This is a genomic window from Pseudomonas sp. NFX15, assembly GCF_049132105.1.
In the GTDB taxonomy this organism is placed as follows: Bacteria; Pseudomonadota; Gammaproteobacteria; order Pseudomonadales; family Pseudomonadaceae; genus Aquipseudomonas.
On record NZ_JAFMPV010000005.1, the window covers coordinates 50,708 to 76,520 of the forward strand.

Sequence of the window (25,813 nt, forward strand, 5' to 3'; positions counted from 1 at the left end):
GAAACCTGCCAGATACCGTTATAGATGCGGTCGATTCTGGGAGTTTCAAGCGTCGTGATGTTGATGCAGGTCAGGCAAGTCTAGCGGTCGAGCCAGACAAGAGAGGCAAAGCGACCGGTGCGAGGAGCCCGGCGGTAAGAAAAGAAGCGCGGATCGGAGACGGTGCAGAAACCGCCACCGTACACGGCAGTGACGCCACGCGCTGCCAGGCGCAGGCGAGCAAGCGTATAGATGTCGGCCAAGAATTTGCCGGGGTTTTGACTCGGCACAAAGGCTTCAGCCGCTTGTGGCAACTGTTGCACGAAGGTTTTGCGCACTTCAGGACCGACTTCAAATGCTTGTGGACCGATGGCCGGACCCAGCCATACCAGCACTTCACCCGGCGCAACGTCCAGGCTATCGAGCGTGGCTTCCAGCACACCCGCCGCCAACCCGCGCCAACCCGCATGGGCCGCCGCAACACGAGTGCCGACACGGTCGCAAAACAGTGCAGGCAGACAGTCGGCCGTCATCGCCGCACAGGCGACGCCCGGCGTTGATGTCCAACTGGCATCAGCCGTGTCCACCCGGGCCGGATCGGCATGCGCCACGACAATGCCGTGGACCTGCTGCAACCAGGCCGGTTGAATCGAGAAATGATCGGTCAGACGACGGCGATTCTCGGCAACAGCCTCAGGGCTGTCGTCGACGTGATCGCCAAGGTTTAGGCTGTCGAACGGCGCCACACTGACGCCGCCCGCGCGGGTGGTCACACAGGCTTTGACCCCGGCCGGCGCGGGCCAGTCAGGAATCAGCCAGTCACTCATCCGATGAACGCCTCGCGGTCTTGCTTGAGCAGGGTCAGCAACCAGACGAAATCTTCCGGCAACGGCGATTCCCAGCTCATGCGCTTACCGGTCGTCGGATGATCCAGTTCCAGGAAACGCGCATGCAGCGCCTGACGCGGGAAGTGTTTCAGCGATTCGACCATGGTTGGGTTGGCGGCCGGCGGGATACGGAAACGTCCGCCGTAGGCCGGATCGCCGACCAACGGGAAGTTGATGTGCGCCATGTGCACGCGAATCTGGTGCGTACGACCGGTCTCCAGCTTCACCCGTACGTGGGTGTGGGAGCGGAAACGCTCGAGCACGCGATAATGGCTCACGGCCTGCTTGCCACCTTCCATCACGGCCATGCGCTGGCGTTGCTGGCCGTGGCGACCGATCGGCGCGTTGATCTTGCCGCCAGCGGTCACCACGCCAATCACGATGCACTCGTAGATGCGGCTGACGCTGCGGCTCTGCAACTGTGTTACCAGCTGCGTCTGCGCTTGAATGGTCTTGGCCACCACCATCAGACCGGTGGTGTCCTTGTCCAGGCGATGCACGATACCGGCGCGGGGCACATTGATGATGTCCGGCACGTGGTGCAGCAAGGCGTTGAGCAAGGTGCCGTCGGCGTGACCGGCAGCCGGGTGCACCACCAGGCCTGCAGGCTTGTTGATCACCAGGATGTCGTCGTCTTCGTAGACGATGTCCAGGGCAATGTCTTGAGCGACCCATTCGCCCTGAGCTTCCTGCTCGGCAGTCAACTCAAGGATGGCGCCACCGTGAACGATGTCTCGCGGGCGGATAACCGCCCCATCCACAGTCAGGCGGCCTTCTTTGATCCAGGCGGAAAGGCGCGAGCGCGAGTGCTCAGCGAATAATTGTGCGGCGACTTGATCGAGGCGTTGGCCGCCCAATTCGGACGGCACCTCTGCGCTAAGTTCAATTTTATCGGACATGCTCAGACTAGGCGTCGGCACAGCCTTTGGTTTCGGCTGCGCGCTTGTGGTTAAATACGGCGTCTTTTGCCCCGAGGCTATTCAACGGGGCGCTCATCATAACAGGACGGCCACGCCCAAGACAGCGGCCGTCATAGGGACGCAAGCCGCCATGCAAGTGAAACACCTGCTGCTGATCGCCATCCTCGCATTGACCGCTGCTTGCTCATCGAAGGAAGTCGTAGACGAAAACCTCAGTGAAGTCGAACTGTACCAACAGGCTCAAAAGGACCTGGACAACAGTAGCTACACCAGCGCAATCGCCAAGCTGAAGGCTCTGGAGTCGCGTTATCCGTTCGGTCGTTATGCCGATCAGGCACAACTCGAGCTGATCTACGCCAACTACAAGAACACCGAGCCTGAGGCGGCCAAGTCCGCTGCCGAGCGTTTCATTCGCCTGCATCCCCAGCACCCGAACGTCGATTACGCCTACTACCTCAAGGGCCTGACTTCTTTCGACCAGGACGTTGGCCTGCTGGCGCGCTTCCTGCCACTGGACATGACCAAGCGTGACCCGGGTGCCGCCCGCGACTCCTACAACGAGTTCGCCCAGTTGACCAGCCGCTACCCGAACAGCCGCTACGCGCCAGACGCCAAGCAGCGCATGATCTACCTGCGAAACCTGTTGGCGGCCTATGAAATTCACGTCGCCGACTACTACCTGACCCGTCAGGCCTATGTGGCCGCCGCCAACCGCGGTCGCTACGTCGTGGAAAACTTCCAGGAAACCCCTTCGGTCGGCGACGGCCTGGCGGTGATGACCGAGGCCTACCAGCGCCTGCACCTGGACGATCTGGCGGCGACCAGCCTGGAAACCCTGAAGCTCAACTACCCGAACCACCCGACGCTGGTCGACGGTCAGTTCGTACCGACCATGGCCGAAGCCGACAACCGTTCATGGCTGAGCAAGGCGACCCTGGGCCTGATCGAGTCCCGTCCGCCGCTGCCACCGGGAGAAACCCGCGCCAACCAGGACGTGCAGAAACAGTTCCAGGACGCCAAGGACGCGATCCCTGCCGAACTCAAGCCTAAGGACGGCGACGCAGTCGAAGAACAAAATCACGAAGCGCAAGGCAACAACAGCGACCGCTCGTGGTTCAGCTACATGACCTTCGGCGTGTTCGACTGACACCAACGGCTGTGCAAAAAGGGAGACCTTCGAGTCTCCCTTTTTCATTTCAGCGATTTATTGCACTGTGCGCCTGTCAGGTCCTTGGCTAAACTGCCGCTTCATCAATCAAAAAGCAGCTCACCATGCTTCGTTTATTGTTCTGGATTGCCCTGATCGCTGCAGCAGTATGGTTCTGGCGCAAGTTCAAGGGCCAGGCTTCCGCTCCCCGCTCCCCGGGCGAACGAGAGGCGGCACCGATGGTTCGTTGCGCTCATTGCGGCGTGCATTTGCCCCGTGACCGAGCCCTGAGCCTCGATCAGCAATGGTATTGCAGCCGGGCTCATCTCGAGCAGGACAAAGGCTCCAGTGGCCGTTGAGGCACCCGCTGAAACGTGATCGATTAAGGACTATCGCGAGAACCCGAGGAACTGAAAGGCGTCGATCGACGTCTGACGCAGATTATTCAAGACCACTTTCTGCGAATGAACCGGGTAATCGAAAACGTCCTGTACCTGCACCGCCGCGAGCAACCATCGCCGCAACCGCTCGAACCGACATCACTGGAAATACTCGCTGACCCGGCCCAAGGCCCCTATATCAGGGGCCTTTGGATTTATCTGTCCGCCCTTCCGCGCGAAAGCATGCCGCCGCACCTAGACTTCAAGGCACGCCAGGAACGCGGCTGCTTGCGCATGACCTTTGCTCACGGACGGAACCGACGTTGACCACCAGACCACGACAAAAAGTCCTGATCGTCGATGACGAGCCGGACATTCGCGAACTCCTGGAAATCACCCTGGGCAGGATGAAACTGGAGACGTTCAACGCGCGCAATGTCGGCGAAGCGCAATCGCTGCTCAAGCGCGAAACCTTCGACCTGTGCCTGACCGACATGCGGCTGTCCGATGGCACCGGCCTTGAGCTGGTTCAGCACATCCAGCTACGTCACCCACAGGTCCAGGTGGCCATGATCACCGCCTACGCCAGCCTTGAGACCGTGATCAATGTGCTCAAGGCGGGCGCCTTCGACTTCCTGACCAAACCGGTGGACCTCACGCGCCTGCGCGAACTGGTCACCAGCGCCCTGCTGCATCCGGCCCGAGAAACCGCGATCGATCGGCGATTGCTCGGCGACTCATTGCCCATGCGCAACCTGCGCAAGCACATCGGCAAACTGGCCGGCAGCCAGGCGACGGTGTACATCAGCGGGGAGTCCGGCAGCGGCAAGGAGCTGGTCGCACGGCTGATCCATGATCAAAGCCCCCGTGCCCATCAACCGTACATTGCGATCAACTGCGCCGCGATTCCTTCGGAGCTGTTGGAGAGCGAGTTCTTCGGCCATCGCAAAGGCAGCTTCAGCGGCGCCATCGAGGACAAGCCCGGCCTGTTCCAGACCGCCCATGGCGGCACCCTGCTCCTCGACGAGGTGGCGGACCTGCCGCTGGCCATGCAAGTCAAACTGCTGCGGGCGATTCAGGAGAAAGCCGTGCGCAGCGTTGGCGGGCAGCAGGAGGTGGCGGTCGATGTACGCATCCTCTGCGCCACCCACAAGGACCTTGGCGCAGAAGTCGCCGCCGGGCGTTTTCGCCATGATCTCTACTACCGCTTGAACGTGATCGAGCTGCGAGTGCCGCCCCTGCGCGAGCGTCGCGATGACATCGAAAGGCTCGCCAGCCACATACTCCAGCGCCTCGCCGTCGATAGCGGTCAACCGGCGGCGATGCTTCACTCTCAAGCGCTCGACGCACTGAAAAACTATCGCTTCCCGGGCAATGTACGGGAACTGGAAAACGTGCTCGAACGGGCACACACCCTGTGCGAAAACCAGCAGATCGAAGCCGGCGACCTGCGCCTGCTCGAGGGTAACTGTGGGGTCGAGGGTGGCGTACCGGACCTTACGCAGATCGACAATCTGCAAACCTATCTGGAGAACGTCGAACGCCAATTGCTGCTGCAAGCCCTGGAGGAAACCCGCTGGAACCGCACGGCGGCGGCCCAGCGGTTGAATCTTTCATTCAGGTCGATGCGTTACCGGCTGAAGAAGTTGGGGCTGGACTAGGGCCCCATCGCGAGCAGGCTCGCTCCCCACACTGGATTCGTGATCGACACAAACCCCCTGTAGGAGCTGGCTTGCCAGCGAAAGCGATTTAAAGGCAAGCCGGCAAATCGTTCAGATCCGCCCCGCCGGCGCATACGGCGCCGGATCAATAATCGGCGCCCGCCCCAACATCACATCGGCAAACAACTGGCACGACGCCGGCGCCAGCACCAGCCCGTTTCGGTAATGCCCGCAGTTGAGCCACAGCCCGTCAAACCCCGGCACCGGGCCGATATAAGGAATGCCTTCAGGCGACCCCGGGCGCAACCCGGCCCAGTGCCCCACCACTTCGGCCCCGGCCAGCGCCGGAATCAACTCCACCGCCGACGCCTTGAGGCTTTCCAGGGCTGACCCGGTCGGCGTCTTGTCAAAACCTTCATGCTCCAGCGTACTGCCAATCAGAATGTGCCCGTCGCGCCGGGGAATCGCATAACGGCCCTTGGCCAGGACCATGCTCGGCAGGAAATCCGCCGCGCATTTGTAGAGAATCATCTGCCCTTTCACCGGCTCGACCGGCAGCGCCAGGCCCAGCAGCTTAAGCAAATCACCGCTCCAGGCTCCCGCCGTCAGGACGACTTGATCGCCGTGGACAGTACCGGCGCTGGTTTGCACGCCAATCACCTTGTCACCGTCACGAACAAACCCGCTGACTTCGCACTGCTCATGGATTGTCACGTTCGGCAGCGCCAGCAACGCAGCCTTGAGTGACTTCACCAGGCGCGGATTGCGCACGTTGGCCACGTCGGCCATATAGATCGCCCGGCTAAACCCGCTGCCCAGCACCGGCACGGCATCGTGCGCGGCCGAGATATCCACCGGGCTCAACGGCCGATTTTCCCGCGCGGCCCAGGCCAGTGCTTCGGCCTCGTCATCAAGGTCCAGCCAGTACAAACCGGTGATGTGCACTTCAGGATCGACACCGGTGGCGGCAAACAAGCGCTCGCCCAGCTGTGGATAAAAGTCCTGGGACCAGTGCGCCAGCGCAGTGACCGCCGGGCTATAGCGCCACGGGTAAAGCGGCGACACGATGCCGCCGCCGGCCCAGGACGACTCCTGGCCAACGTTCGCGCGATCCAGCAGCACCACGCTTCGCACTTCGGAGGCGAGATTGAAGGCCGTCAGCAAGCCAATCACTCCACCGCCGACAATCACCACTTGCTGTTGCCTGGTCATGTTCTGATCCAATCGTTAAATAGACAGAAGGTGCAAAAGGCACCTGAAAAGGAAACTCAGCGCCCCCAGCAGTCTTTGCTGGTCAGGCCGGCTTTAGCGTTGACCATGCCCAGGACACCGGTGTTGGTGAGGGTCAGGTCGCCGCACTTGTCCGCGGCCATGCTCGTACCCGCCTTGCGCACGGCGGTCAGCAGGAACGTCTGCTCGGTCAGGGTCGGCGCGATGGTGTAGTAGTCATTACCGGCACTCAGACCCGTGGCGTCGGTGTAGGCATTTTTCTGCGTGTAGAAGCGTTCCAGGATCTGCGCCTGCTCCGAAAGCAGACCGGCCACTTCGGCGCGGCGGCCCTTGTTCAGGTATTCAGTGAAGCTCGGGGCGGCAATGGTCATGACAATCCCGATGATCGCAATCACGATCATGATTTCAATCAGGGTAAAACCGCGGTTGGAACTGCGCATGCCTCATCTCTCACTTACTGTATCTGTCGCCACATGATGCGACGGCTGCCGCCGGATTTTTCCATCCCCGCAGCGTCGTCGCCAGTGGTATCGTTTACGGCACCGCCATTGTCGTCGGCGTCTGGGGTCGAATGTTCGCCGACGAACACCACGCCATCGGAGAGCGTGTCGCTGTTGTCGACGATGCCATCGTCGTTGCTGTCGAGCATCTTAACGCTGATCGCAGCGGGCAGCTTCAGGCAGACGGCAATCAACCCCTCATTACCGTGGTAATGACCGTACCAGTTGCCATTTGCCAGACAGGCTGGCCGGTTCAGCGCCGGTGAATCCGGGGGTGTGGCAGCGTGCGCCGACAGCGCCAGATTCAGCGCGGCGCCGACACCGAGCAGAAGCGACCATCCCCTGGCCTGTCGCTCAATACTTCGCATAGATGCTTTCCACCACACTGCGCGAATGACCCGCGAGGCCCACCGCCGTTACCCGATACAAAGTCGCCTGGGTATTGATCGGCACATTCACCGCATCCCGGCTGACGCCGATGTTTTGCACACCATAAAAGCCGTTGCCCGACGCAATCCAGATCACGCCGGACGTGGTGCTGAAACCGGCGCCAGTAATCGACGCAGACTCGGACGGTGGTGCGCATTGCACGATGCCGCTACAAACCGGTAGCGCGTAACTGTCCCGCTGCACCGCACTTTCGCCCACCCGCAAGGCCGCTTCGGCGTTCTGAAACGACTGATTGCGCAAGGCAACGCTGCCGGCCATTTTTTCCTGCAGGGTGGCGCTTTGCATTGATGAAAGGCCTATCAGCGTCAGTAACAGCAGGAACACCAGGCTGACCAGCAGCGCCATGCCGCGTTGGTTGCGAACTATCATCGCAGTACGACTCATGGCAAGCGGTTGCGCAGAGCGGCAACCACGTTGAAGGTTTGATCGTGCACCCGGTGGCTCGGTTCGCTGAGCGTCAGGCTCAAGCGAACGCTGCGAATTCGCGCAGGATCCGGCGGGTTGCTGTCGTAACTCGATGCGGCCAGATCAGTGGCGGTGCTGGCCACGCCGAAGCTCACCTCGAATGCATTGACGTTGTCGACCAAGACTTGTTCGGGTCCGTCCGCGCTTTTCATTAACAGTTGGTTGCTGGTGAAGCGGTAAGTCAACCGCCGGATCGGAAAGGCCAGTTCGCCTGCCACTGGAGCCTGGTGATTGCTATGGGCCGTCGCCTTGTCTCGACAATTGGAAAGCACGGTCCAGTCCGGTTTTCCACCCTGCCCGCCGACATCTGCCGTGACCAGTGTCAACGCGTGCCTGCCAATGTCCCAACGGATTGGTGTGAGTCGACTGGCCTGGAAATCACCGCTCTCACTCGAATCAGTGATGGTTTCCAGGCATCCGAACATGCCGACCATGCGAATTTCCTGAAGCATTTTGCTCAGCACGAAACGCGCATCCTCCTGCATGTTTGCGGCGGCGTTCTGACTGAGGTAAGTGTTCTTGGACGCGATGAAAATCTGCACCACGCCGAGCACCACGATCAGGCTTAATGCCAAGGCGATCAGCAACTCGATCAGGCCAAAACCGCTGCTGCGTCGACTCATGGTGTACTCACCGGGTCGATCGCCACACGGCTGGTCAGGACAAAGCTACGACGCGAATCCGCAGTGTTGGCAGCCCGCGAGTCGTCCCAGGTAATCGTGATGGTGTACAGATGCTGATCGACGCGGACGCTGCCGGTCGCCGTGGCGCCGAGCGAGTTGACGATGTTGGCGTTGAAGTCGAACAGGTCCTGGTCGCGGGTGACGCCGGGATTGCCCGACACTGGCGAGGCAATGCTGTAGTCGGCAGCCGCGTTGGCGCGAATGCGGTCCATCATGTCATAGGCAATGAAACTGGCCTGGCTGGTCATACGCGCACTGTCGGTATACTTCAGTGCATTGAGCTGAATCGCCGCTGCCCCCAGCAGGCCTACGCCCAGAATCACTAGCGCCACCAGGACTTCGACCAGCGTCATGCCCTGCTGCGTTCCTTGGCTCCCTGCCCTCATCCGCAATGTCCACCCACTACAATTCGTCCGTTCAAACACACCGTCAGCGTCCTGCTTTGGGCTCCCCGCCTATAGTTGATCGCAACCTGCGAAGACGGCGATGACAATCCGCCCGTACTGTTGAAGTCGATCACAGTCACGCCTGAGGTTAGCGCCAGAGTCACGCCGCTGCTCATCGCCGGAACAACCCGCAACACTTTGGCCAAATCGCCAGTACTGTCATAAACCGTCAGCCCCCCATCCCAACCAGCAGCGGCTGAGCTCGGACGAATCCGCGTGATGCTGCCCCGTTCGATGGCCTCGAGCCGCGCAAAACTCAAGGCTCGCTGCAGGTCTGCGATTTCGCTATCGGCGCGGGTTGTTTGTATCGAACGGGTAAACCCGGGGACTGCGAGCGTCGACAGCATCGCAAGAATCGCGAGCGCCACCAGCAACTCGATCAGCGTGAAACCTTTTGTACGATGATCCATCGAGGCCTTCTGTTTCCTTCGGCTATACCTGCTTTAACGCGCAAGGATTGCGCGAGCCATTGCCCGCCATGGAGGGAATGTCATGCCGCAACAAGGCTTCAGCCTGATCGAACTGCTCATGGGACTGGCAATTGCTGGAATTGTTCTGCACCTGGTCATCCCGACATTCGCCACGTTGATCGAGTCGAACCATCGAGAGCAGGCGGCGAAGGCGCTTTTCAGTGGTATTCGCAGCGCCCGGAGCGAGGCCATCGTGCGCAACCAGGCCGTGGTGATTCACGCCATCGATGGCGACTGGAGCCAAGGCTGGCGGATCATTCTGGACATCAGTGGCAAGGGCTATAAGGACCGTGACAATCCACTGTTGGCCGAACGCCGGAGCGGCACACGCGTGCCGATTGTGGGGAACGGCCCGGTGGATCGTTTTGTACGCTTCAGCAGCCAGGGCGAGCCGATGTTTGCCAAAGGCCGTTGGCAAGGGGGGACATTACACGTTTGCTCGGTTCACGAACCGGTGAGCCAATACCAGGTGGTACTGGCACCGAGCGGTCGCGTCAGCCTGCGCAGCGAGAAAGCTGCGCAAGCGTTGTGCGAAGCCAGGAAAAAACTCAGAGCACCGAGCGCACGCGCAGCTCTTTAGGCATCGAGAACGTGATGTTCTCTTCGCGACCAGCCAGTTCATCGGCACCGGTGGCCCCCCAGGCCTGCAACTGCTGGATCACGCCCCGCACCAGCACTTCCGGAGCAGAGGCGCCCGCGGTAATGCCGATACGCTCGACGCCGTCGAACCAGCTCTTTTGCAGGTCTTCGGCGCCGTCGATCAGGTAGGCCGGTGTGGACATGCGTTCTGCCAGTTCGCGCAAGCGATTGGAGTTGGAGCTGTTCGGGCTGCCAACCACCAACACCACGTCGCACTCGTCGGCCAGTTGCTTGACCGCGTCCTGACGGTTTTGCGTGGCGTAGCAGATATCGTCCTTGCGCGGACCACCGATGGCCGGGAAGCGCGCACGCAGGGCGTCGATAACGCGGCTGGTGTCGTCCATCGACAGCGTGGTCTGGGTCACGAAGGCCAGTTTTTCGGGGTTGTTGACCTGCAAGGCCGCGACGTCTTTCTCGTCTTCTACCAGGTAGATCGCGCCGCCATTGCTGCCGTCGTACTGACCCATGGTGCCTTCGACTTCAGGGTGTCCGGCGTGGCCGATGAGGATGCACTCGCGGCCGTCACGGCTGTAGCGCGCCACTTCGATGTGAACCTTGGTCACCAGCGGGCAGGTGGCGTCGAACACTTTCAGGCCACGACCCGCCGCTTCGCTGCGCACAGCCTGGGAAACGCCGTGGGCACTGAAGATCACGATGACGTCGTCCGGCACCTGGTCGAGTTCTTCAACGAAGATTGCGCCACGGGAGCGCAGGTCTTCGACGACGAATTTGTTGTGGACCACTTCGTGGCGCACGTAGATCGGCGGCCCGAAGACTTCCAGGGCGCGGTTGACGATTTCGATCGCCCGGTCCACACCGGCGCAGAAGCCACGGGGGTTGGCGAGTTTGATTTGCATGCTGTGCCTCGTGTCTTGCGCGCAGGAAAATGGATCATTGCAACTGACTGTAGGAGCTGGCTTGCCAGCGAAGACGCCAGCCGATTCACCACAGAACCTGAAGGCCTCTTCGCCGGCAAGCCGGCTCCTACAGAAAAGCGATTACAGCGCTTTGACGGAAATGATTTCCACGTCAAAGGTCAACGTCTTGCCGGCCAGCGGGTGGTTGAAGTCGATGGTCACTTGCGCGTCGTCGAATTCTTTGACCACACCCGGCAATTCAGTATTGGCCGCATCGTTGAAGATCACCAGCAAACCGGGCGACAGTTCCATGTCCTGGAACTGCGAGCGCGGGATCACCTGCACGTTTTGCGGATTAGGCTGGCCAAAGGCGTTTTCCGGCTCGATGCTCAGGGTACGCTTGTCACCGGCCTTGAAACCGAACAGCGCCGCTTCGAAACCTGGCAACAGGTTGCCGTCACCGACCTTGAAGGTCGCCGGGGCTTTGTCGAAAGTGCTGTCCACTGTGTCGCCGTTCTCCAGGCGCAATGCGAAATGCAAGGTGACTTCCGTGTTCTGGCCAATGCGTTGCTCAGCCAATACCTGTTCAGTCATGAACGGCTTCTCCGGTCTTTTTACTTTTGAACATGTCCAGTGCCAGCATGACCGCGCCTACAGTGATTGCACTGTCGGCAAAGTTGAACGCCGGGAAATACCAGCGGTTCTGCCAGTGCACCAGGATGAAATCGATCACATGGCCCAGGGCAATGCGGTCATACAGGTTGCCCAGCGCGCCGCCGAGCACCAGCGCCAGCGCTACCGCCAGCCAGGTATCGTTGCGCCCCAGGCGCTTTAGCCAGACCACCAGCACGGCACTGACCGCAATCGCGATCAATGCGAACAGCCAGCGCTGCCAGCCAGAGCTGTCAGCCAGGAAGCTGAACGCCGCGCCGGTGTTGTAGGCCAGGGTCCAGCTGAAGTAATCGGGGATGATCACAATCTGCTGGTACATCTGGAGCTTGCCTTCGAAGTAGAACTTGCTGGCCTGGTCGATGACCAGGACCAGCAAACTCAACCAGAGCCAGCTCAGCCGTCCGAAACGGCCAACGGCATTAGGCATAGTGACGAACCTCGCCAGCGCCGCTGATGTTGTCCACGCAACGGCCGCAGATTTCCGGATGCTGCGGGTTCACGCCGACGTCTTCACGGCAATGCCAGCAACGGGCGCACTTGGCGAAGGCAGACTTGACGATCTTCAGCTTCAGCCCGCTGACTTCGGTGACCACGGCATCGGCCGGCGCCTGCGCCAATGGCGCAACGCTGGCGGTGGAGGTGATCAGAACAAAGCGCAATTCGTTGCTCAGCTTGGCCAGGTCGGCAGTCAGCGCGTCTTCGGCGAACAGCGTCACCTCGGCTTGCAGGTTGCCACCGACAGCCTTGGCTGCGCGCTGGATTTCCATCTCTTTGTTGACCGCCACCTTCACTTCCATGATGCGATCCCAGTAGGCGCGACCCAGCTCGAAGCCTTCCGGCAGCTCGCTCAGGCCTTCGTACCAGGTGTTGAGCATCACGGATTCGTTACGCTCGCCCGGCAGGTATTGCCACAGCTCATCGGCGGTGAACGCCAGGATCGGGGCGATCCAGCGCACCAGCGCTTCGCTGATGTGGAACAGCGCGCTCTGGCACGAACGGCGAGCCTTGCTGTCGGCGCCAGTGGTGTACTGGCGATCCTTGATGATGTCGAGGTAGAAACCACCCAGCTCCTGCACGCAGAAGTTGTGGATCTTGGAGTACACGTTCCAGAAGCGGTATTCGCCGTAGTGCTCTTGCAGCTCGCGTTGCAGCAGCAGGGTACGGTCCACGGCCCAACGGTCCAGCGCGAGCATTTCTTCGGCCGGCAACAGGTCGGTGGCCGGGTTGAAGCCGGTCAGGTTGGAAAGCAGGAAGCGTGCGGTGTTACGAATGCGACGGTAGGCGTCCGCACTGCGTTGCAGGATCTGCTCGGAAACGGCCATTTCGCCGGAATAGTCGGTCGAAGCCACCCACAGACGCATGATGTCGGCGCCCAGGGTGTCGTTGACTTTCTGCGGCGCGATCACGTTGCCCAGGGACTTGGACATCTTGCGGCCGGACTCGTCGACGGTGAAGCCGTGAGTCAGCAACTCGCGATACGGCGCGTGGTTGTCGATGGCGCAACCGGTCAGCAGCGACGAGTGGAACCAGCCACGGTGTTGGTCCGAACCTTCCAGGTACAGGTCGGCGCGCGGACCGGTTTCGTGGCCCATCGGATGCGAACCGCGCAGGACGTGCCAGTGCGTGGTGCCCGAGTCGAACCAGACGTCCAGGGTGTCGCTGATCTTGTCGTACTGCGGCGCTTCGTCGCCCAGCAGTTCAGCGGCGTCCATCTTGAACCAGGCTTCGATGCCTTCGACTTCAACGCGCTTGGCGACTTCTTCCATCAGCTCCACGGTGCGTGGGTGCAGCTCGCCACTCTCCTTGTTCAGGAAGAACGGGATCGGCACGCCCCAGTTGCGCTGACGGGAGATGCACCAGTCCGGACGGTTGGCAATCATCGAGTGCAGGCGCGCCTGGCCCCAGGCCGGTACGAACTGGGTGTCTTCGATGGCTTTAAGCGAACGCACACGCAGGGTGTCGCCGGTGGTCGGCTGCTTGTCCATGCCGATGAACCACTGCGCGGTGGCGCGATAGATCAGCGGGGTCTTGTGGCGCCAGCAGTGCATATAGCTGTGTTCGATGACGGTGGTGTGCATCAGCGCACCGACTTCGGTCAACTTGTCGACGATGGCCGGGTTGGCCTTCCAGATGAACTGGCCGCCAAAAAATTCCAGCGACGTCGCGTACACGCCGTTGCTCTGCACCGGGTTGAGGATGTCGTCGTTGACCATGCCGTACTTCTTGCAGGTCACGAAGTCGTCCACGCCGTAGGCCGGAGCGGAGTGAACCACACCGGTGCCCGCGCCCAGTTCAACGTAGTCGGCCAGGTAGACCGGCGACAGACGGTCGTAGAACGGGTGACGGAAATTGATCAGCTCCAGCTCTTTACCGGTGGTGGTCGCAATGACCGAACCTTCAACGCCGTAGCGCGCCAGGCACGACTCGACCAGCTCTTCAGCCAGCACCAGCAGTTTGTCGCCGATGTCGACCAGGGCGTAGCTGAATTCCGGGTGGACGTTCAGCGCCTGGTTGGCCGGGATGGTCCACGGGGTGGTGGTCCAGATCACGATCGAAGCCGGTTTGCCCAACGACGGCAGACCGAAAGCGGCCGCCAGCCTGGCTTCATCGGCAATCGGGAACGCCACGTCGATGGTCGAGGACTTCTTGTTCTCGTACTCGACTTCCGCTTCGGCCAGGGCCGAACCGCAGTCGAAGCACCAGTTCACAGGCTTCAGGCCCTTGAACACGAAGCCACCCTTGACGATTTCAGCCAGGGCGCGGATTTCACCGGCCTCGTTCTTGAAATCCATGGTTTTGTACGGGTTGGCGAAGTCGCCCAGCACACCCAGGCGGATGAACTCGGACTTCTGGCCTTCGATCTGCTCGGTGGCGTAGGCACGGCACAGTTCGCGGGTCTTGTCGGCACCGAGGTTCTTGCCGTGGGTCACTTCGACCTTGTGCTCGATCGGCAGGCCGTGGCAGTCCCAGCCCGGAACATAAGGCGCGTCGAAGCCCGACAGGGTCTTCGAGCGGATGATCATGTCCTTGAGAATCTTGTTCAGCGCATGACCGATGTGAATCGTGCCGTTGGCGTACGGAGGGCCGTCGTGCAGTACGAACTTCGGACGATCCTTGCCAATCTCGCGCAACTTTCCGTACAGGCCAATGCTGTCCCAGCGCTGCAGAATCTGCGGTTCGCGCTGGGGCAGGCCGGCCTTCATTGGGAAGGCGGTGTCCGGAAGGTTTAGCGTGGCTTTATAGTCGGTCATTTAAGGCTCTTCATTAGCGATGGGCGCTAGGTGCGGCTAGTGCACGGGCGGCGGCGACATCCGCGTTGATCGCCGTTTTCAGCGCCTCCAGAGAGGCGAAACGCTGCTCTTCACGCAGCTTGTGGTGGAAAACCACCGTTAAACGCCGGTCATACAGATCGCCGGCAAAATCTAAAAGGTGTACTTCGAGGTGGGCTTTGCCATCCCCTTGAACCGTGGGCCGCACGCCAATGTTGGCGACGCCGGGCCAGGTCTTGCCGTCGATCTCCACGTCCACCAGGTAAACCCCGGTGAACGGCACGCGACGACGCTTGAGTTGTATGTTGGCGGTGGGCGTACCCAACTGCCGAGCGAGCTTCTGGCCATGCAATACGCGACCGGCGATCCGGTACGGCCGCCCGAGCAGGCTTTCGGCCAGGGCGAAATCCGCGGCGGCCAGGGCATTGCGGACCTGCGTGCTGCTGACGCGAACACCGTCCAGCTCGACGGTTTGCGCCGCCTCGACGGTAAAGCCCTGAAGGACGCCGGCCTGTTGCAGGAAGTCGAAATCCCCCACGCGGTCGCAGCCAAAACGGAAGTCATCCCCGACTTCCAAGTGCTGCACACCCAGGCCATCGACCAGAATGGTATCGACGAACTCGCTGGCGCTGAGCTTGCTCAGGCGCTGGTTGAACGCCAGGCACAGCACACGATCAACGCCTTCGGCAGCCAGCAATTGCAGCTTGTCTCGCAAGCGGGCCAGACGGGCCGGCGCGGTGTCCGGGGCGAAAAACTCGCGCGGTTGCGGCTCGAAAATCACCACGCAGCTGGGCACGCCCAACTCGAGCGCACGCTCACGCAGCCGCGCCAGGATAGCCTGGTGGCCACGGTGAACACCGTCAAAGTTGCCAATAGTGGCGACACAGCCCCGATGCTGGGGGCGCAGATTGTGGAGGCCTCGAACCAGCTGCATAACGCGCTTCTTGCTCATAAAGTGGTCGATTATAACCACACCCGGCGGCCGACGACAGGCAACACCGTAACCCAAAGTGATCGGGCCGACAAAACCGTCGGCCCGCCCGTGCTTATCGAGGCCTAAACCTCAGCCCAACGCCTTGCGATTGAAGTCGCGCAAACGGAAGCCCATCAACACTAACATGCCGAAATAAGCCACCACACCCGCCGCGACCAACGCCCCCAGACGCAGGAAGCGCTCAAGCATATGCCCCTGGTCCCAGGCCGGCATGAAATGCATCAGCCCCAGCAGTACCGCGGACAGCACGGCAACAGCGACCAGCAACTTGAAAGCGAACTTCGCCCAGCCCGGTTGCGGCTGGTACATCTGCTGCTTGCGCAGTTGATAGAACAACAGCCCCGCATTAATGCTGGCACCGGCACTGATCGCCAACGCCAGGCCCGCATGCGCCAGCGGCCCGATGAGGATCAGGTTGAACAGCTGGGTGACCACCAGGGTGAAAATGGCGATTTTCACTGGGGTACGAATGTTTTGTTGCGCATAAAAGCCCGGCGCCAGCACCTTGATCACAATAATCCCGAGCAAACCGACGGAATAGGCGACCAGCGCACGCTGGGTCATCGAAGCATCAAAGGCATCGAACTGACCGTACTGGAACAACGAAACGGTGAGCGGCTCCGCCAGGATTCCCAGCGCCAGCGAACACGGTAGTACCAGCACAAAGCACAGGCGCAGGCCCCAATCGAGGATCCGCGAATACTCGTGGCGATCCTTGTTGGCATAGGTCTTGGCCAGCGTTGGCAGCAGGATCGTGCCCAGCGCCACGCCCAAGACACCGGACGGCAACTCCATCAGACGGTCGGCGTAATACATCCATGACACTGAACCTGCGACCAGGAACGACGCGAAAATGGTGTTGATGATCAGCGAAATCTGGCTCACCGAGACGCCGAGGATTGCGGGTAGCATTTGTTTCATGACACGCCAGACGCCGGTGTCGCGCAGGTTCAGGCGCGGCAGCACCAGCATGCCGATCTTTTTCAGGTGCGGCAGCTGATAGAGCAACTGCGCCAGGCCACCGGCCAGGACCGCCCAGCCGAGCGCCATCACCGGGGGATTGAAGTACGGTGTCAGGAATAGCGCAAAGATGATCATGCTGACGTTGAGCAGGGTCGGCACGAAGGCCGGCACCGAAAAGCGGTTCCAGGTGTTGAGGATCGCGCCGGCCAGCGACGACAGGGAAATCAGCAGGATGTACGGAAACGTCACCCGCAACAGGCTGGAGGTCAGTTCGAATTTTTCCGGCGTATTGGTAAAACCCGGTGCAGTGATCCAGATAACCCACGGCGCAGCGATCATGCCGAGCACGGTCACCAGCGCCAGCACCAGCGTCAGCAGGCCCGAGACGTAGGCGATGAAGGTTCGCGTCGCCTCTTCGCCCTTCTGGCTTTTATATTCGGCAAGAATCGGCACGAATGCCTGGGAAAACGCCCCTTCGGCAAAGATCCGCCGCAGCAGATTGGGCAATTTGAACGCGATGAAGAAGGCGTCGGTCGCCATTCCCGCGCCGAATGTGCGCGCAATGAGCGTGTCTCGAACAAACCCCAGAATCCGGGAAAGCATCGTGATAGAGCTGACGGCGGCCAACGATTTGAGCAGATTCATGGAAAGAGTTTGTGCCTGTCGATAAACAGCAGGCGAACAATGCGCCTACTTGTGCGATACTCCGCGCCGCAACAGCACAGAGCCAAAGCTCGCGAGTTTACAGGTCAAGCGCCGGAAATAAATATCCCGCCTCTTCATACCTACCACTTAGCGGAACGTTTCAAGCGCCCTTGACAAGACTTCTCTTCATCGGCATGATTCGCGGCCTATTTTGTTTGCTATTTCCTAAAAAGTCTTTCGAGGAGCTCGACGGTGGCCAACTCACCTTCCGCCAAAAAACGTGCAAAACAGGCTGAGAAGCGTCGCAGCCACAACGCCAGCCTGCGTTCCATGGTTCGTACCTACATCAAGAATGTAGTTAAGGCCATCGACGCAAAAGACGCTGCTAAAGCACAAGCTGCATACGTTCTGGCTGTGCCAGTTATCGACCGCATGGCCGATAAAGGCATCATCCACAAGAACAAGGCCGCTCGTCATAAGAGCCGCCTGAATGGCCACGTTAAGGCCCTGAACGTTGCCGCTGCTGCCTAAGCGACGCGTTCATTAAAAAACCGACCTCAGGGTCGGTTTTTTATTGCTTGCGATTTGATGAGCACACAAAAAGCTGTAGGAGCGAGCTTGCTCGCGAAGAACCCAAGGATACCCCGCCTCTACAGGAGACGCGCATTATCGTTGACGACCTTCGCGAGCAAGCTCGCTCCTACAGTTCGATTTACATCAGGCTATTGAGCGTGCGGCCACGGCAAGATCGGAATCGCCGTCACCGCATTCTGCGGACTGCCCTCGATCAACCGATCGCTATACACCAGGTACACCAGCGTATTGCGCTTCTTGTCGAGGAAGCGCACTACCTGCATGGTCTTGAACACCAGCGAGGTGCGCTCCTTGAACACTTCGTCGCCATCCTTGAGCTCACCCTTGAAGCTGATCGGCCCGACCTGCCGGCAGGCGATGGACGCCTCGGCACGATCCTCGGCCAAGCCCAAGCCGCCCTTAACTCCGCCAGTCTTGGCGCGTGACAGGTAGCAGGTCACACCGTCAACCTTGGGATCATCAAACGCTTCGACCACAATGCGGTCGTTCGGCCCAACGAACTTGAACACCGTCGAAACCTGGCCAATCTCTTCGGCCGAAGCCAGCAGCGGCATCGCCAGCAGCAGCCCCAACAATCCTTTTGCCACGCGCATTCAGGTATTCCTTCAGACCAGGATCAGGTTATCGCGGTGAACCAGTTCAGGTTCTGCCATGTAACCCAACAGACTGACAATCGCCTCAGACGACTGACCGATGATTTTTTGCGCTTCCAGCGCGCTGTAATTAGCCAGGCCACGGGCAATCTCACGACCGTCCGGCGCCACGCACACCACCATCTCGCCGCGGCGGAAACTACCCTGCACCAACTTGACCCCGACCGGCAGCAAGCTTTTGTTGCCCTGGGACAACGCATTCACCGCGCCCGCATCCAGCACCAGGGTGCCACGGGTTTGCAGATGACCGGCCAGCCACTGCTTGCGTGCCGCCAGCATGCCCCGCTCTGGCGACAGCAAGGTGCCGATGCGCTCGCCTGCCTTGAGGCGATCCAGCACGCGCTCCAGCCGCCCACCGACGATGATGGTGTGAGCCCCGGAACGGGCCGCCAGACGCGCCGCGCGCAGCTTGGTCTGCATGCCACCTCGACCCAGCGCACCACCCGTGCCACCGGCCACTGCATCGAGCGCCGGATCATCGGCACGCGCTTCGTAGATCAGTTGGGCGTCCGGATTGTTGCGCGGATCGGCGTCGAACATGCCGTCGCGATCCGTGAGGATCACCAGCAAATCCGCTTCGACCAGGTTGGCCACCAACGCCGCCAGGGTATCGTTGTCGCCGAAACGGATTTCGTCGGTGACCACGGTGTCGTTCTCGTTGATGACCGGAATGACTTTCAGCTCGACCAGTGCGCGCAGGGTGCTGCGGGCATTCAGGTAGCGCTTGCGATCGGACAGGTCGTCGTGGGTCAGGAGAATCTGCGCGGTATGCCGGCCATGCTCGGCAAAGCTCGACTCCCAGGCCTGCACCAAGCCCATCTGGCCAATGGCAGCAGCGGCCTGGAGCTCGTGCATCGCACTGGGTCGTGAGGTCCAACCCAAACGGCTCATGCCGGCCGCCACCGCCCCGGAGGACACCAGCACCAGCTCGACACCCGCCTCATGCAAGGCCACCATCTGTTCAACCCAGACACTCATTGCCGCGCGATCCAGGCCCTTGCCGTCCGCCGTCAGCAAAGCGCTGCCGATCTTCACGACCCAACGCCGCGCACCTGTCACCTTGCTCCGCATCATCTTCAACCTTAGCTTGAGGACAGCGCGACCTGGCACTGCCCGTGACGTTATTCGTGGTTATTGGTGATCAACGATCGATTTCCAGATACTAAAACGCCGCTCGATTGAGCGGCGCTTAAGTTTACTGCAACGAATCAGTCACGCACGTAAATGATTTCCGGACCGTCTTCGTCATCCACATCTTCTTCGTCCCAATCATCGTCGCCGATGTCATGGACCGACTTCACGCCACTGCGACGCAGGGCACGCTGATCGTCCAGCGCCTGCAACTGGGCACGGGCTTCGTCTTCGATGCGCTGATCCAGTTCGGCCAGCTCTTCCTTGTAGGCCGGGTCATTGGCCAGGCGATCGGCACGATCCTCCAGGTAACGCATGATGTCGTGGCACAGGCGCTCGGTGTTCTGCTTGGCAATCGCCGAGATCACATAAACCGGACCCGTCCACTCCAGGCGATCGACGATTTCCTTGACGCGAGCATCGTGCTCCTCATCCAGAATCTGATCGCACTTGTTCAGGATCAGCCAGCGATCTCGCTCCGCCAGGGACGGGCTGAACTTGGTCAGTTCGCTGACGATGACTTCTGCGGCGTCCGGCGCGCTGGTTTCATCCAGTGGCGCCATGTCGACGAGATGCAGCAGCAGGCGCGTACGCGACAAGTGCTTGAGGAAGCGAATCCCCAGGCCGGCACCGTCGGAAGCACCTTCGATCAGGCCCGGGATGTCGGCAACCACGAAGCTTTTCCAGCGATCGACACTGACCACGCCCAGGTTCGGCACCAGCGTGGTGAACGGGTAGTCGGCGACTTTCGGCTTGGCGGCCGACACCGAACGGATAAAGGTACTTTTACCGGCGTTCGGCAAGCCCAGCAGACCAACGTCGGCCAGCACTTTCATTTCCAGCTTCAGGTCGCGCTGCTCGCCCGGTTTGCCCGGCGTGGTCTGGCGCGGCGCACGGTTGGTACTGGATTTGAAACGGGTGTTGCCAAGGCCGTGCCAGCCGCCCTGCACTACCATCAATTTCTGACCAGCCTTGGTCAGGTCGCCGATGACTTCCTGAGTGGCGGAGTCGATCACCGTGGTGCCGACCGGCACGCGCAGGATCAGGTCTTCACCCTTCTTGCCGGTGCAGTCGGTGCTGCCGCCGTTGGAGCCACGCTCGGCATCGAAGTGCCGGGTGTAACGGTAGTCGACCAGGGTGTTCAGGTTTTCGTCGGCCATCATGTAGATGGAACCGCCGTCACCACCATCACCGCCGTTAGGACCACCGTTCTCGATAAACTTTTCCCGACGGAAACTCATGGCGCCATTGCCGCCATCGCCGGCCTTTACGCGGATCGATACTTCATCAACAAACTTCATAACAAACGCCTCTCGCCATACGGACGAGCCGAAAAACAATCAAGACATAAGACTCTTGCAAAAATGAGCGCAGCGACCCCAAACCACGACACCTACATCGTACGCCGACAGCCCATACAAACAGCTTTGCAAGAGACTCACCCCACAAACGAAAAAGCCCCGTCGCGAGACAGGGCTTTTCCAGCGATCGCGCAATTAAGCGGCGACAACGCTCACGTAACGGCGGTTGAACGCGCCTTTTACTTCAAACTTGATCACGCCTTCGATTTTAGCGAAGAGGGTGTGATCCTTACCCATGCCAACACCGTAACCGGCGTGGAATTGGGTGCCGCGCTGACGCACGATGATGTTGCCCGGAATGATTTTCTGGCCGCCATACATCTTCACGCCAAGGCGTTTGGCTTCTGAGTCGCGACCGTTACGGGTACTACCACCAGCTTTTTTGTGTGCCATGAGTTCAATTCTCCTAGTGAGGAATTAGGCTGAAATTAAGCCTGAATACCGGTGATTTTGATCTCGGTGTACCACTGGCGGTGGCCCATACGCTTCATGTGGTGCTTACGACGACGGAACTTGATGATGCGGACTTTATCGTGACGACCTTGGGAGATCACTTCAGCCACAACGGTAGCGCCAGCAACAACTGGAGCGCCGATATTCACGTCGTCACCGTTGGCAACCAACAGAACGCGATCAAAGGTAACGGATTCGCCGGTAGCGACTTCCAGTTTTTCGATCTTCAGGTATTCACCTGGGGCGACTTTGTACTGCTTGCCGCCAGTAACGATTACTGCATAAGACATGGTATTTCTCCGATAATCCTGCTCACCCAGCTCTTTATAAGAAGAGGTATTGGCTGGCATGGCTGCATGGGGCTGGAAGGCCCGCTTGCAATTGCGTAAGGCAGGTGCTGCCCAGGAAGTTCAGGGTGCGCGATTGTACGCAAGCCACGCTTGCCTTGCAAGGGGCCGTCCATCGCGCCTTGACACCTGCTGGCGTGGGTCCTAGCATGCCGCGCAACCCTTCTGGAGCAACTGTCGCTGATGCAACCCCAAGCTTTCTACCGCGCGGTGGCGGACGATTTTAGCGCCGTCGACGGCATCATCAAGAAGCAGCTGACTTCCCGAGTGCCGCTGGTATCGAAAATCGGCGATTACATCACCTCGGCCGGCGGTAAACGCCTGCGTCCTTTATTAGTGTTGCTGTGTGGCAAGGCTTTGGGACGAGAAGGCGACGAACTGCGTCTGCTGGCCGCCACCATCGAATTCCTGCACACCGCGACCCTGCTGCATGACGACGTGGTCGACATGTCCGGCATGCGCCGTGGCCGCTCGACCGCCAACGCCATGTGGGGCAACGCGCCCAGCGTACTGGTCGGCGACTTCCTGTATTCGCGTTCTTTCGAAATGATGGTCGAACTGGGCTCCATGCCGGTCATGAAAATCCTTTCGCAAGCCACGCGCATCATCGCCGAAGGCGAGGTGTTGCAGCTGTCGAAGGTGCGCGACGCCAGCACCACCGAAGAAACCTACATGGAAGTGATCCGCGGCAAGACCGCGATGCTCTTCGAAGCCTCGACCCACAGTGCCGCAGCCCTGTGCGAAGCAACGCCGGAACAGGCTGAAGCCCTACGTACGTTCGGCGATCACCTCGGCGTGGCGTTCCAATTGGTCGACGACCTGCTCGATTACAAAGGTGACGCCCAAACCCTGGGCAAGAACGTCGGTGACGATCTCGCCGAAGGCAAGCCGACCCTGCCGCTGATCTACACCATGCGCGAAGGTACGCCGGAACAGGCCGCCCTGGTGCGCAAGGCGATCCAGAAAGGCGGCATCGAAGACCTGGAAAGCATCCGCGAAGCCGTGGAAGCTTCGGGCTCGCTGGAGTACACCGCGCAACTGGCCCGCGATTACGTGGCCCGCGCGATCAAGTGCCTCGAAGCGCTGCCGGCCAGCGAATACCGCGATGCACTGGTTGAACTGAGCGAATTCGCGGTTGCGCGTACCCATTGATACGCCTCTGTAGGAGCTGGCTTGCCAGCGAAGGCGGTGTTTCAGACACCCCGCATCGCCTGGTTCGCCGGCAAGCCGGCTCCTACAGGAAAGCGACACCGCAGCGTTCGACGGCAAGCATCCGCCCCTCTCCCGCCTAAAACCCTATACAATGTGCGCTTTTTAGCGATCCTGAATCCAAGGAGCCTTAGTGAGCACGTTGCCACCCTGCCCGAAATGCAATTGCGAATACACCTACGAAGACGGCGCCCAGTTGATCTGCCCCGAGTGCGCGCACGAATGGTCCGTGAATGGTGAAGCCGAAACGGCCTCCGATGACGCGGTGAAAAAGGATTCGGTCGGCAATGTGCTGCAGGATGGCGACACCATCACCGTGATCAAGGACCTCAAGGTCAAGGGCACGTCTTTGGTGGTCAAGGTCGGCACCAAGGTCAAGAACATCCGCCTGTGCGATGGCGACCATGACATCGATTGCAAGATCGACGGCATCGGCCCGATGAAACTCAAATCCGAGTTCGTCAGAAAAGTCTGAAGCTGTTGTCCGCCATCCCGCGCCCCGGCGTGGGATGGCACCTCCCCGCCCAGCCCCGCCCCGCAAATCCTCCCAATAGCCAAATGCCAGTCGCGTTGACCTGACGCAATCTTTACCCGCAAAAAAGCGCAATCGGCCAATAGGCCCTTGCCATTTCCTGAATAATAATTATTCTCATCAAGCATTCAAATGGAGATGAGAACCATGACGTATCTGATCGATGCCTGGCTGGACCGCCCACACCCCTACCTCAGGATCCTGCACCGGGAAACCGGGGAAGTCTGTGCCGTGCTGGAAGAGGAAGCCTTGAGCGAATTGCAGGACCAGGGTGACCTGGACGTCAGCGGCCTGAGTTCCAGTGAACCGGTGGTGCTCAAGGAGCTGGTGCGAAATCTGTTTCTGTTCTGCTACGCCCGGGCGTTGCGCCCGCACAGTGACCTGCAGCACAAGATCGAAATATGAAAACCACTAAAACTGTAGGAGCTGGCTTGCCGGCGAAAGCGGTGCATCAGGCAACTGTTCAATCGACTGAACAAACGCTTTCGCGAGCAGGCTCGCTCCTACAGGTAATCAACAGGTATTACAGAACGTCGAGCAGTTCGACGTCGAACACCAGTACGCTGTGCGGCGGGATGCTGCCAACGCCTTGAGCGCCGTAAGCCAGTTCGCTCGGCACGTACAGGCGCCACTTGCTGCCGGCGTTCATCAGTTGCAGGGCTTCGGTCCAGCCGGCGATCACGCCGCCAACCGGGAATTCTGCAGGCTCGCCGCGCTCGTAGGAGCTGTCGAACACAGTGCCGTCGATCAGGGTGCCGTGGTAGTGGGTACGCACGGTGTCTTCACGGGATGGCTTGGCGCCTTCGCCAGCGGTCAGCACTTCGAACTGAAGGCCGGACGCCAGGGCGGTGATGCCTTCACGCTTGGCGTTTTCCGCCAGGAAAGCCAGGCCTTCGCCAGCGGCCGCTTCAGCCTTGGCTGCAGCTTCGGCTTGCATGATTTCGCGGATGACCTTGAAGCTGGCGGACATTTCTTCCTGACCCACACGGCTTGGCTTGCCGGCGAACGCATCGGTCAGGCCAGCCAGGATCGCGTCCAGGCTAACGCCCGGTGGCGGGTTGTCGCGCAGTTGGTCGCCCAGCTGACGGCCGATACCGTAGCTGACGCGGGTTTCGTCGGTGGACAGATTTACTTCGGACATGACACTGCTCCGCTGTGCGGACGGCCCGGAACTTGCCGTGCGTGCACAGCGCGTCCCGGAGCGCCCGGAACCAAAAGGGCCAGCAGACTAGCACAGATGTCATGGCATTGATGAGGGACGTCAGGCGATCGGCACCTTCAGGCTTTGCTCCACATCGGCCACCAGCCCGCACATTTCGTCATGCACGACGGTGTGCACCAGGTTGAAATGCAGCTTGGGAAAGGAGCGCAACACATCACGGGCATGCTCGACCGAACGCAGGCTCATCATGTGCCCATGGGCATCACTCAATGGATACGGAGCACCATGCATCCGCGCTTCCAGCAGGTAGATGCCCCCTTCCATCGAGATCAGATTCAGCTCATCGACTTTCCCGGCGATGGCGTAAGCATTCAGCTCTTGCAGGTTCATGGACGCACCTCATGCAGTGGCGAACCAACACCCTACAGGGATATGCCTCGGCGCGTTAAAGCACAAGCCACAAATCGCACCGTCTGTCTGGATACATCCTGTGGGAGCGCGGCTTGCCCGCGAAAACGTCACCGCGATTCATCGACAAACCGAGGCGATGCCATCGCGGGCAAGCCACGCTCCCATAGAGGTTGTAGGGCTCAGTGCTTGGTGAGCTTGTCCAGGTAACCCATGGCGAACGCCGAGACCACGAACGTCATGTGGATGATCACGTACCACTTCAAATGCTCGGGATCGACGTTCTTGGCGTCCATGAAGATGCGCAGCAGGTGAATGGACGAGATCGCCACGATCGACGCGGCGACCTTCATCTTCAGCGACGAGGAGTCCATGGTGCCCAGCCAGTTGAGCTTTTCCTTGGAGTCGTCGATGTCCAGTTGCGAAACGAAGTTCTCATAGCCGGAAATCATCACCATCACCAGCAAACCGCCCACCAGCGCCATGTCGATCAACGACAGCAGCACCAGGATCAAGTCCGATTCGGCCATCGAGAACACGTTGGGGATGACGTGGAAAACTTCCTGGAAGAACTTCAGCGCCAGCGCCAGCAGCCCAAGGGACAGGCCAAAGTAGATCGGCGCCAGCAACCAGCGCGAGGCGTACATTGTATTTTCGATAAAGCGTTCCATTGAATCTCACATGTGGACTGGAAATGGCCGCGAGT

At 60.2% G+C, this 25,813-nt stretch carries 32 protein-coding genes; 9 read left to right on the top strand and 23 right to left on the bottom strand.

Annotated elements, in window-relative coordinates; genetic code table 11:
- Nucleotides 1-80: 80 nt before the first annotated feature.
- Together pgeF and rluD are read right to left on the bottom strand one after the other, a co-directional pair.
- A complete protein-coding gene (pgeF, locus tag J1D76_RS07205) occupies nucleotides 81-806 on the bottom strand; it encodes a peptidoglycan editing factor PgeF (protein WP_421137680.1) in 726 nt (241 codons plus the stop codon).
- Nucleotides 803-1,765, bottom strand: a complete 963-nt coding sequence (rluD, locus tag J1D76_RS07210) for a 23S rRNA pseudouridine(1911/1915/1917) synthase RluD (protein ID WP_421137681.1) — start codon at nucleotides 1,763-1,765, stop codon at nucleotides 803-805. The genes pgeF and rluD overlap by 4 nt, the downstream gene beginning before the upstream one ends.
- A 151-nt stretch (nucleotides 1,766-1,916) precedes the next feature.
- Between rluD and J1D76_RS07215 the strand changes: the two genes are divergently transcribed.
- The 3 genes from J1D76_RS07215 to J1D76_RS07225 all read left to right on the top strand — a co-directional run bounded on the left by J1D76_RS07215 (nucleotide 1,917) and on the right by J1D76_RS07225 (nucleotide 4,974).
- A complete protein-coding gene (locus J1D76_RS07215; protein ID WP_421137682.1) occupies nucleotides 1,917-2,933 on the top strand; it encodes an outer membrane protein assembly factor BamD in 1,017 nt (338 codons plus the stop codon).
- Between the two features lie 125 nt (nucleotides 2,934-3,058).
- A complete protein-coding gene (locus J1D76_RS07220; RefSeq protein WP_421137683.1) occupies nucleotides 3,059-3,292 on the top strand; it encodes a PP0621 family protein in 234 nt (77 codons plus the stop codon).
- Between the two features lie 344 nt (nucleotides 3,293-3,636).
- Nucleotides 3,637-4,974, top strand: coding sequence for a sigma-54-dependent transcriptional regulator (locus J1D76_RS07225; RefSeq protein WP_421137684.1), 1,338 nt, complete (start codon nucleotides 3,637-3,639; stop codon nucleotides 4,972-4,974).
- A 111-nt stretch (nucleotides 4,975-5,085) separates the two neighbouring features.
- Here the strand turns inward: J1D76_RS07225 and thiO are convergent, their stop codons facing one another.
- From thiO to J1D76_RS07260, 7 genes are read right to left on the bottom strand one after another with little or no spacing between them, the layout of a single operon-like run.
- Nucleotides 5,086-6,186, bottom strand: a complete 1,101-nt coding sequence (gene thiO, locus J1D76_RS07230) for a glycine oxidase ThiO (protein ID WP_421137685.1) — start codon at nucleotides 6,184-6,186, stop codon at nucleotides 5,086-5,088.
- Nucleotides 6,187-6,242: 56 nt separating this feature from the next.
- Nucleotides 6,243-6,644 (bottom strand): type IV pilin protein, encoded by a 402-nt coding sequence (locus J1D76_RS07235; protein WP_421137686.1) that lies wholly within the window; start codon nucleotides 6,642-6,644, stop codon nucleotides 6,243-6,245.
- Nucleotides 6,645-6,658: 14 nt separating this feature from the next.
- Nucleotides 6,659-7,072 carry a hypothetical protein gene (locus J1D76_RS07240; protein ID WP_421137687.1) on the bottom strand — a complete coding sequence of 138 codons (414 nt, stop codon included), beginning with the start codon at nucleotides 7,070-7,072 and terminating at the stop codon, nucleotides 6,659-6,661.
- Nucleotides 7,059-7,538 carry a pilus assembly PilX family protein gene (locus tag J1D76_RS07245; protein WP_421137688.1) on the bottom strand — a complete coding sequence of 160 codons (480 nt, stop codon included), beginning with the start codon at nucleotides 7,536-7,538 and terminating at the stop codon, nucleotides 7,059-7,061. The genes J1D76_RS07240 and J1D76_RS07245 overlap by 14 nt, the downstream gene beginning before the upstream one ends.
- Entirely contained in the window at nucleotides 7,535-8,242 is a 708-nt protein-coding gene (locus J1D76_RS07250) for a PilW family protein (protein ID WP_421137689.1), read from the bottom strand. Before J1D76_RS07250 ends, J1D76_RS07245 begins: the two co-directional genes overlap by 4 nt.
- A complete protein-coding gene (gene pilV / locus J1D76_RS07255; protein WP_421137690.1) occupies nucleotides 8,239-8,688 on the bottom strand; it encodes a type IV pilus modification protein PilV in 450 nt (149 codons plus the stop codon). Before pilV ends, J1D76_RS07250 begins: the two co-directional genes overlap by 4 nt.
- Nucleotides 8,685-9,158: a GspH/FimT family pseudopilin gene (locus J1D76_RS07260; protein ID WP_421137691.1), complete on the bottom strand. Its 474-nt coding sequence runs from the start codon at nucleotides 9,156-9,158 to the stop codon at nucleotides 8,685-8,687. The genes pilV and J1D76_RS07260 overlap by 4 nt, the downstream gene beginning before the upstream one ends.
- An 82-nt stretch (nucleotides 9,159-9,240) precedes the next feature.
- Here J1D76_RS07260 and J1D76_RS07265 point away from each other — a divergent pair, with 82 nt between their 5' ends.
- Complete coding sequence (locus tag J1D76_RS07265) at nucleotides 9,241-9,798, top strand: GspH/FimT family pseudopilin (protein WP_421137692.1); 558 nt, start codon at nucleotides 9,241-9,243, stop codon at nucleotides 9,796-9,798.
- Here the strand turns inward: J1D76_RS07265 and ispH are convergent.
- From ispH to ribF, 5 genes are all read right to left on the bottom strand, one after another.
- Nucleotides 9,767-10,714 carry a 4-hydroxy-3-methylbut-2-enyl diphosphate reductase gene (ispH, locus tag J1D76_RS07270; protein ID WP_421137693.1) on the bottom strand — a complete coding sequence of 316 codons (948 nt, stop codon included), beginning with the start codon at nucleotides 10,712-10,714 and terminating at the stop codon, nucleotides 9,767-9,769. The genes J1D76_RS07265 and ispH overlap by 32 nt on opposite strands.
- A gap of 141 nt (nucleotides 10,715-10,855) precedes the next feature.
- Nucleotides 10,856-11,293, bottom strand: a complete 438-nt coding sequence (gene fkpB / locus J1D76_RS07275; RefSeq protein WP_205886019.1) for an FKBP-type peptidyl-prolyl cis-trans isomerase — start codon at nucleotides 11,291-11,293, stop codon at nucleotides 10,856-10,858.
- Between the two features lie 7 nt (nucleotides 11,294-11,300).
- Nucleotides 11,301-11,813: a signal peptidase II gene (lspA, locus tag J1D76_RS07280; protein WP_421137694.1), complete on the bottom strand. Its 513-nt coding sequence runs from the start codon at nucleotides 11,811-11,813 to the stop codon at nucleotides 11,301-11,303.
- Entirely contained in the window at nucleotides 11,806-14,637 is a 2,832-nt protein-coding gene (ileS, locus tag J1D76_RS07285; protein WP_421137695.1) for an isoleucine--tRNA ligase, read from the bottom strand. Before ileS ends, lspA begins: the two co-directional genes overlap by 8 nt.
- A gap of 13 nt (nucleotides 14,638-14,650) precedes the next feature.
- Nucleotides 14,651-15,589, bottom strand: coding sequence for a bifunctional riboflavin kinase/FAD synthetase (gene ribF / locus J1D76_RS07290; protein ID WP_421137696.1), 939 nt, complete (start codon nucleotides 15,587-15,589; stop codon nucleotides 14,651-14,653).
- On the opposite strand from ribF, the gene J1D76_RS07295 reads away from it, so the two are divergent.
- Complete coding sequence (locus J1D76_RS07295; protein WP_421137854.1) at nucleotides 15,497-15,715, top strand: hypothetical protein; 219 nt, start codon at nucleotides 15,497-15,499, stop codon at nucleotides 15,713-15,715. The genes ribF and J1D76_RS07295 overlap by 93 nt on opposite strands.
- A gap of 3 nt (nucleotides 15,716-15,718) precedes the next feature.
- On the opposite strand, the gene murJ is transcribed toward J1D76_RS07295, so the two are convergent.
- The gene (gene murJ, locus J1D76_RS07300) at nucleotides 15,719-17,257 is read right to left on the bottom strand and encodes a murein biosynthesis integral membrane protein MurJ (protein ID WP_421137697.1); all 1,539 of its coding nucleotides are present in this window, start codon (nucleotides 17,255-17,257) and stop codon (nucleotides 15,719-15,721) included.
- Nucleotides 17,258-17,509: 252 nt separating this feature from the next.
- Between murJ and rpsT the strand changes: the two genes are divergently transcribed.
- Nucleotides 17,510-17,788 carry a 30S ribosomal protein S20 gene (gene rpsT / locus J1D76_RS07305; protein ID WP_007970922.1) on the top strand — a complete coding sequence of 93 codons (279 nt, stop codon included), beginning with the start codon at nucleotides 17,510-17,512 and terminating at the stop codon, nucleotides 17,786-17,788.
- A 191-nt stretch (nucleotides 17,789-17,979) separates the two neighbouring features.
- Here the strand turns inward: rpsT and J1D76_RS07310 are convergent, their stop codons facing one another.
- The 5 genes from J1D76_RS07310 to rplU all read right to left on the bottom strand — a co-directional run bounded on the left by J1D76_RS07310 (nucleotide 17,980) and on the right by rplU (nucleotide 21,739).
- Complete coding sequence (locus J1D76_RS07310) at nucleotides 17,980-18,444, bottom strand: CreA family protein (RefSeq protein ID WP_421137698.1); 465 nt, start codon at nucleotides 18,442-18,444, stop codon at nucleotides 17,980-17,982.
- A gap of 12 nt (nucleotides 18,445-18,456) precedes the next feature.
- On the bottom strand, nucleotides 18,457-19,575 hold the full coding sequence (proB, locus tag J1D76_RS07315; protein ID WP_421137850.1) for a glutamate 5-kinase: 1,119 nt from the start codon (nucleotides 19,573-19,575) through the stop codon (nucleotides 18,457-18,459).
- A 137-nt stretch (nucleotides 19,576-19,712) separates the two neighbouring features.
- The gene (gene cgtA, locus J1D76_RS07320) at nucleotides 19,713-20,936 is read right to left on the bottom strand and encodes an Obg family GTPase CgtA (protein WP_421137699.1); all 1,224 of its coding nucleotides are present in this window, start codon (nucleotides 20,934-20,936) and stop codon (nucleotides 19,713-19,715) included.
- A 195-nt stretch (nucleotides 20,937-21,131) separates the two neighbouring features.
- Nucleotides 21,132-21,389, bottom strand: coding sequence for a 50S ribosomal protein L27 (gene rpmA, locus J1D76_RS07325; protein ID WP_003176049.1), 258 nt, complete (start codon nucleotides 21,387-21,389; stop codon nucleotides 21,132-21,134).
- A 35-nt stretch (nucleotides 21,390-21,424) separates the two neighbouring features.
- The gene (gene rplU / locus J1D76_RS07330) at nucleotides 21,425-21,739 is read right to left on the bottom strand and encodes a 50S ribosomal protein L21 (RefSeq protein ID WP_007950961.1); all 315 of its coding nucleotides are present in this window, start codon (nucleotides 21,737-21,739) and stop codon (nucleotides 21,425-21,427) included.
- A gap of 240 nt (nucleotides 21,740-21,979) precedes the next feature.
- On the opposite strand from rplU, the gene J1D76_RS07335 reads away from it, so the two are divergent.
- The 3 genes from J1D76_RS07335 to J1D76_RS07345 all read left to right on the top strand — a co-directional run bounded on the left by J1D76_RS07335 (nucleotide 21,980) and on the right by J1D76_RS07345 (nucleotide 23,942).
- Nucleotides 21,980-22,948: a polyprenyl synthetase family protein gene (locus tag J1D76_RS07335; protein WP_421137700.1), complete on the top strand. Its 969-nt coding sequence runs from the start codon at nucleotides 21,980-21,982 to the stop codon at nucleotides 22,946-22,948.
- Between the two features lie 190 nt (nucleotides 22,949-23,138).
- Nucleotides 23,139-23,480, top strand: a complete 342-nt coding sequence (locus J1D76_RS07340) for a zinc ribbon domain-containing protein YjdM (protein WP_421137701.1) — start codon at nucleotides 23,139-23,141, stop codon at nucleotides 23,478-23,480.
- Nucleotides 23,481-23,684: 204 nt separating this feature from the next.
- Nucleotides 23,685-23,942: a hypothetical protein gene (locus tag J1D76_RS07345; protein WP_421137702.1), complete on the top strand. Its 258-nt coding sequence runs from the start codon at nucleotides 23,685-23,687 to the stop codon at nucleotides 23,940-23,942.
- 118 nt (nucleotides 23,943-24,060) lie between these two features.
- Here the strand turns inward: J1D76_RS07345 and J1D76_RS07350 are convergent, their stop codons facing one another.
- The 3 genes from J1D76_RS07350 to J1D76_RS07360 form a co-directional block, all read right to left on the bottom strand.
- On the bottom strand, nucleotides 24,061-24,678 hold the full coding sequence (locus tag J1D76_RS07350; protein WP_421137703.1) for an FKBP-type peptidyl-prolyl cis-trans isomerase: 618 nt from the start codon (nucleotides 24,676-24,678) through the stop codon (nucleotides 24,061-24,063).
- Between the two features lie 120 nt (nucleotides 24,679-24,798).
- Nucleotides 24,799-25,089, bottom strand: a complete 291-nt coding sequence (locus J1D76_RS07355; protein WP_421137704.1) for a DUF6482 family protein — start codon at nucleotides 25,087-25,089, stop codon at nucleotides 24,799-24,801.
- 200 nt (nucleotides 25,090-25,289) lie between these two features.
- Nucleotides 25,290-25,778 carry a TIGR00645 family protein gene (locus tag J1D76_RS07360; RefSeq protein ID WP_421137705.1) on the bottom strand — a complete coding sequence of 163 codons (489 nt, stop codon included), beginning with the start codon at nucleotides 25,776-25,778 and terminating at the stop codon, nucleotides 25,290-25,292.
- Nucleotides 25,779-25,813: the final 35 nt, after the last annotated feature.

Coding starts and splice junctions, on each gene's coding strand:
- thiO (WP_421137685.1), bottom strand. CDS start 6,186: ATGACCAGGCAACAGCAAGTGGTGATTGTCGGCGGTGGAGTGATTGGC.
- J1D76_RS07220 (WP_421137683.1), top strand. CDS start 3,059: ATGCTTCGTTTATTGTTCTGGATTGCCCTGATCGCTGCAGCAGTATGG.
- J1D76_RS07235 (WP_421137686.1), bottom strand. CDS start 6,644: ATGCGCAGTTCCAACCGCGGTTTTACCCTGATTGAAATCATGATCGTG.
- ileS (WP_421137695.1), bottom strand. CDS start 14,637: ATGACCGACTATAAAGCCACGCTAAACCTTCCGGACACCGCCTTCCCA.
- J1D76_RS07215 (WP_421137682.1), top strand. CDS start 1,917: ATGCAAGTGAAACACCTGCTGCTGATCGCCATCCTCGCATTGACCGCT.
- ribF (WP_421137696.1), bottom strand. CDS start 15,589: ATGCAGCTGGTTCGAGGCCTCCACAATCTGCGCCCCCAGCATCGGGGC.
- J1D76_RS07355 (WP_421137704.1), bottom strand. CDS start 25,089: ATGAACCTGCAAGAGCTGAATGCTTACGCCATCGCCGGGAAAGTCGAT.
- rpmA (WP_003176049.1), bottom strand. CDS start 21,389: ATGGCACACAAAAAAGCTGGTGGTAGTACCCGTAACGGTCGCGACTCA.
- rluD (WP_421137681.1), bottom strand. CDS start 1,765: ATGTCCGATAAAATTGAACTTAGCGCAGAGGTGCCGTCCGAATTGGGC.
- proB (WP_421137850.1), bottom strand. CDS start 19,575: ATGCGGAGCAAGGTGACAGGTGCGCGGCGTTGGGTCGTGAAGATCGGC.
- J1D76_RS07265 (WP_421137692.1), top strand. CDS start 9,241: ATGCCGCAACAAGGCTTCAGCCTGATCGAACTGCTCATGGGACTGGCA.
- pgeF (WP_421137680.1), bottom strand. CDS start 806: ATGAGTGACTGGCTGATTCCTGACTGGCCCGCGCCGGCCGGGGTCAAA.
- J1D76_RS07350 (WP_421137703.1), bottom strand. CDS start 24,678: ATGTCCGAAGTAAATCTGTCCACCGACGAAACCCGCGTCAGCTACGGT.
- pilV (WP_421137690.1), bottom strand. CDS start 8,688: ATGAGGGCAGGGAGCCAAGGAACGCAGCAGGGCATGACGCTGGTCGAA.
- J1D76_RS07310 (WP_421137698.1), bottom strand. CDS start 18,444: ATGCGCGTGGCAAAAGGATTGTTGGGGCTGCTGCTGGCGATGCCGCTG.
- J1D76_RS07260 (WP_421137691.1), bottom strand. CDS start 9,158: ATGGATCATCGTACAAAAGGTTTCACGCTGATCGAGTTGCTGGTGGCG.
- rplU (WP_007950961.1), bottom strand. CDS start 21,739: ATGTCTTATGCAGTAATCGTTACTGGCGGCAAGCAGTACAAAGTCGCC.
- lspA (WP_421137694.1), bottom strand. CDS start 11,813: ATGCCTAATGCCGTTGGCCGTTTCGGACGGCTGAGCTGGCTCTGGTTG.
- J1D76_RS07345 (WP_421137702.1), top strand. CDS start 23,685: ATGACGTATCTGATCGATGCCTGGCTGGACCGCCCACACCCCTACCTC.
- J1D76_RS07335 (WP_421137700.1), top strand. CDS start 21,980: ATGCAACCCCAAGCTTTCTACCGCGCGGTGGCGGACGATTTTAGCGCC.
- J1D76_RS07240 (WP_421137687.1), bottom strand. CDS start 7,072: ATGCGAAGTATTGAGCGACAGGCCAGGGGATGGTCGCTTCTGCTCGGT.
- murJ (WP_421137697.1), bottom strand. CDS start 17,257: ATGAATCTGCTCAAATCGTTGGCCGCCGTCAGCTCTATCACGATGCTT.
- ispH (WP_421137693.1), bottom strand. CDS start 10,714: ATGCAAATCAAACTCGCCAACCCCCGTGGCTTCTGCGCCGGTGTGGAC.
- J1D76_RS07360 (WP_421137705.1), bottom strand. CDS start 25,778: ATGGAACGCTTTATCGAAAATACAATGTACGCCTCGCGCTGGTTGCTG.
- J1D76_RS07245 (WP_421137688.1), bottom strand. CDS start 7,538: ATGAGTCGTACTGCGATGATAGTTCGCAACCAACGCGGCATGGCGCTG.
- cgtA (WP_421137699.1), bottom strand. CDS start 20,936: ATGAAGTTTGTTGATGAAGTATCGATCCGCGTAAAGGCCGGCGATGGC.
- J1D76_RS07250 (WP_421137689.1), bottom strand. CDS start 8,242: ATGAGTCGACGCAGCAGCGGTTTTGGCCTGATCGAGTTGCTGATCGCC.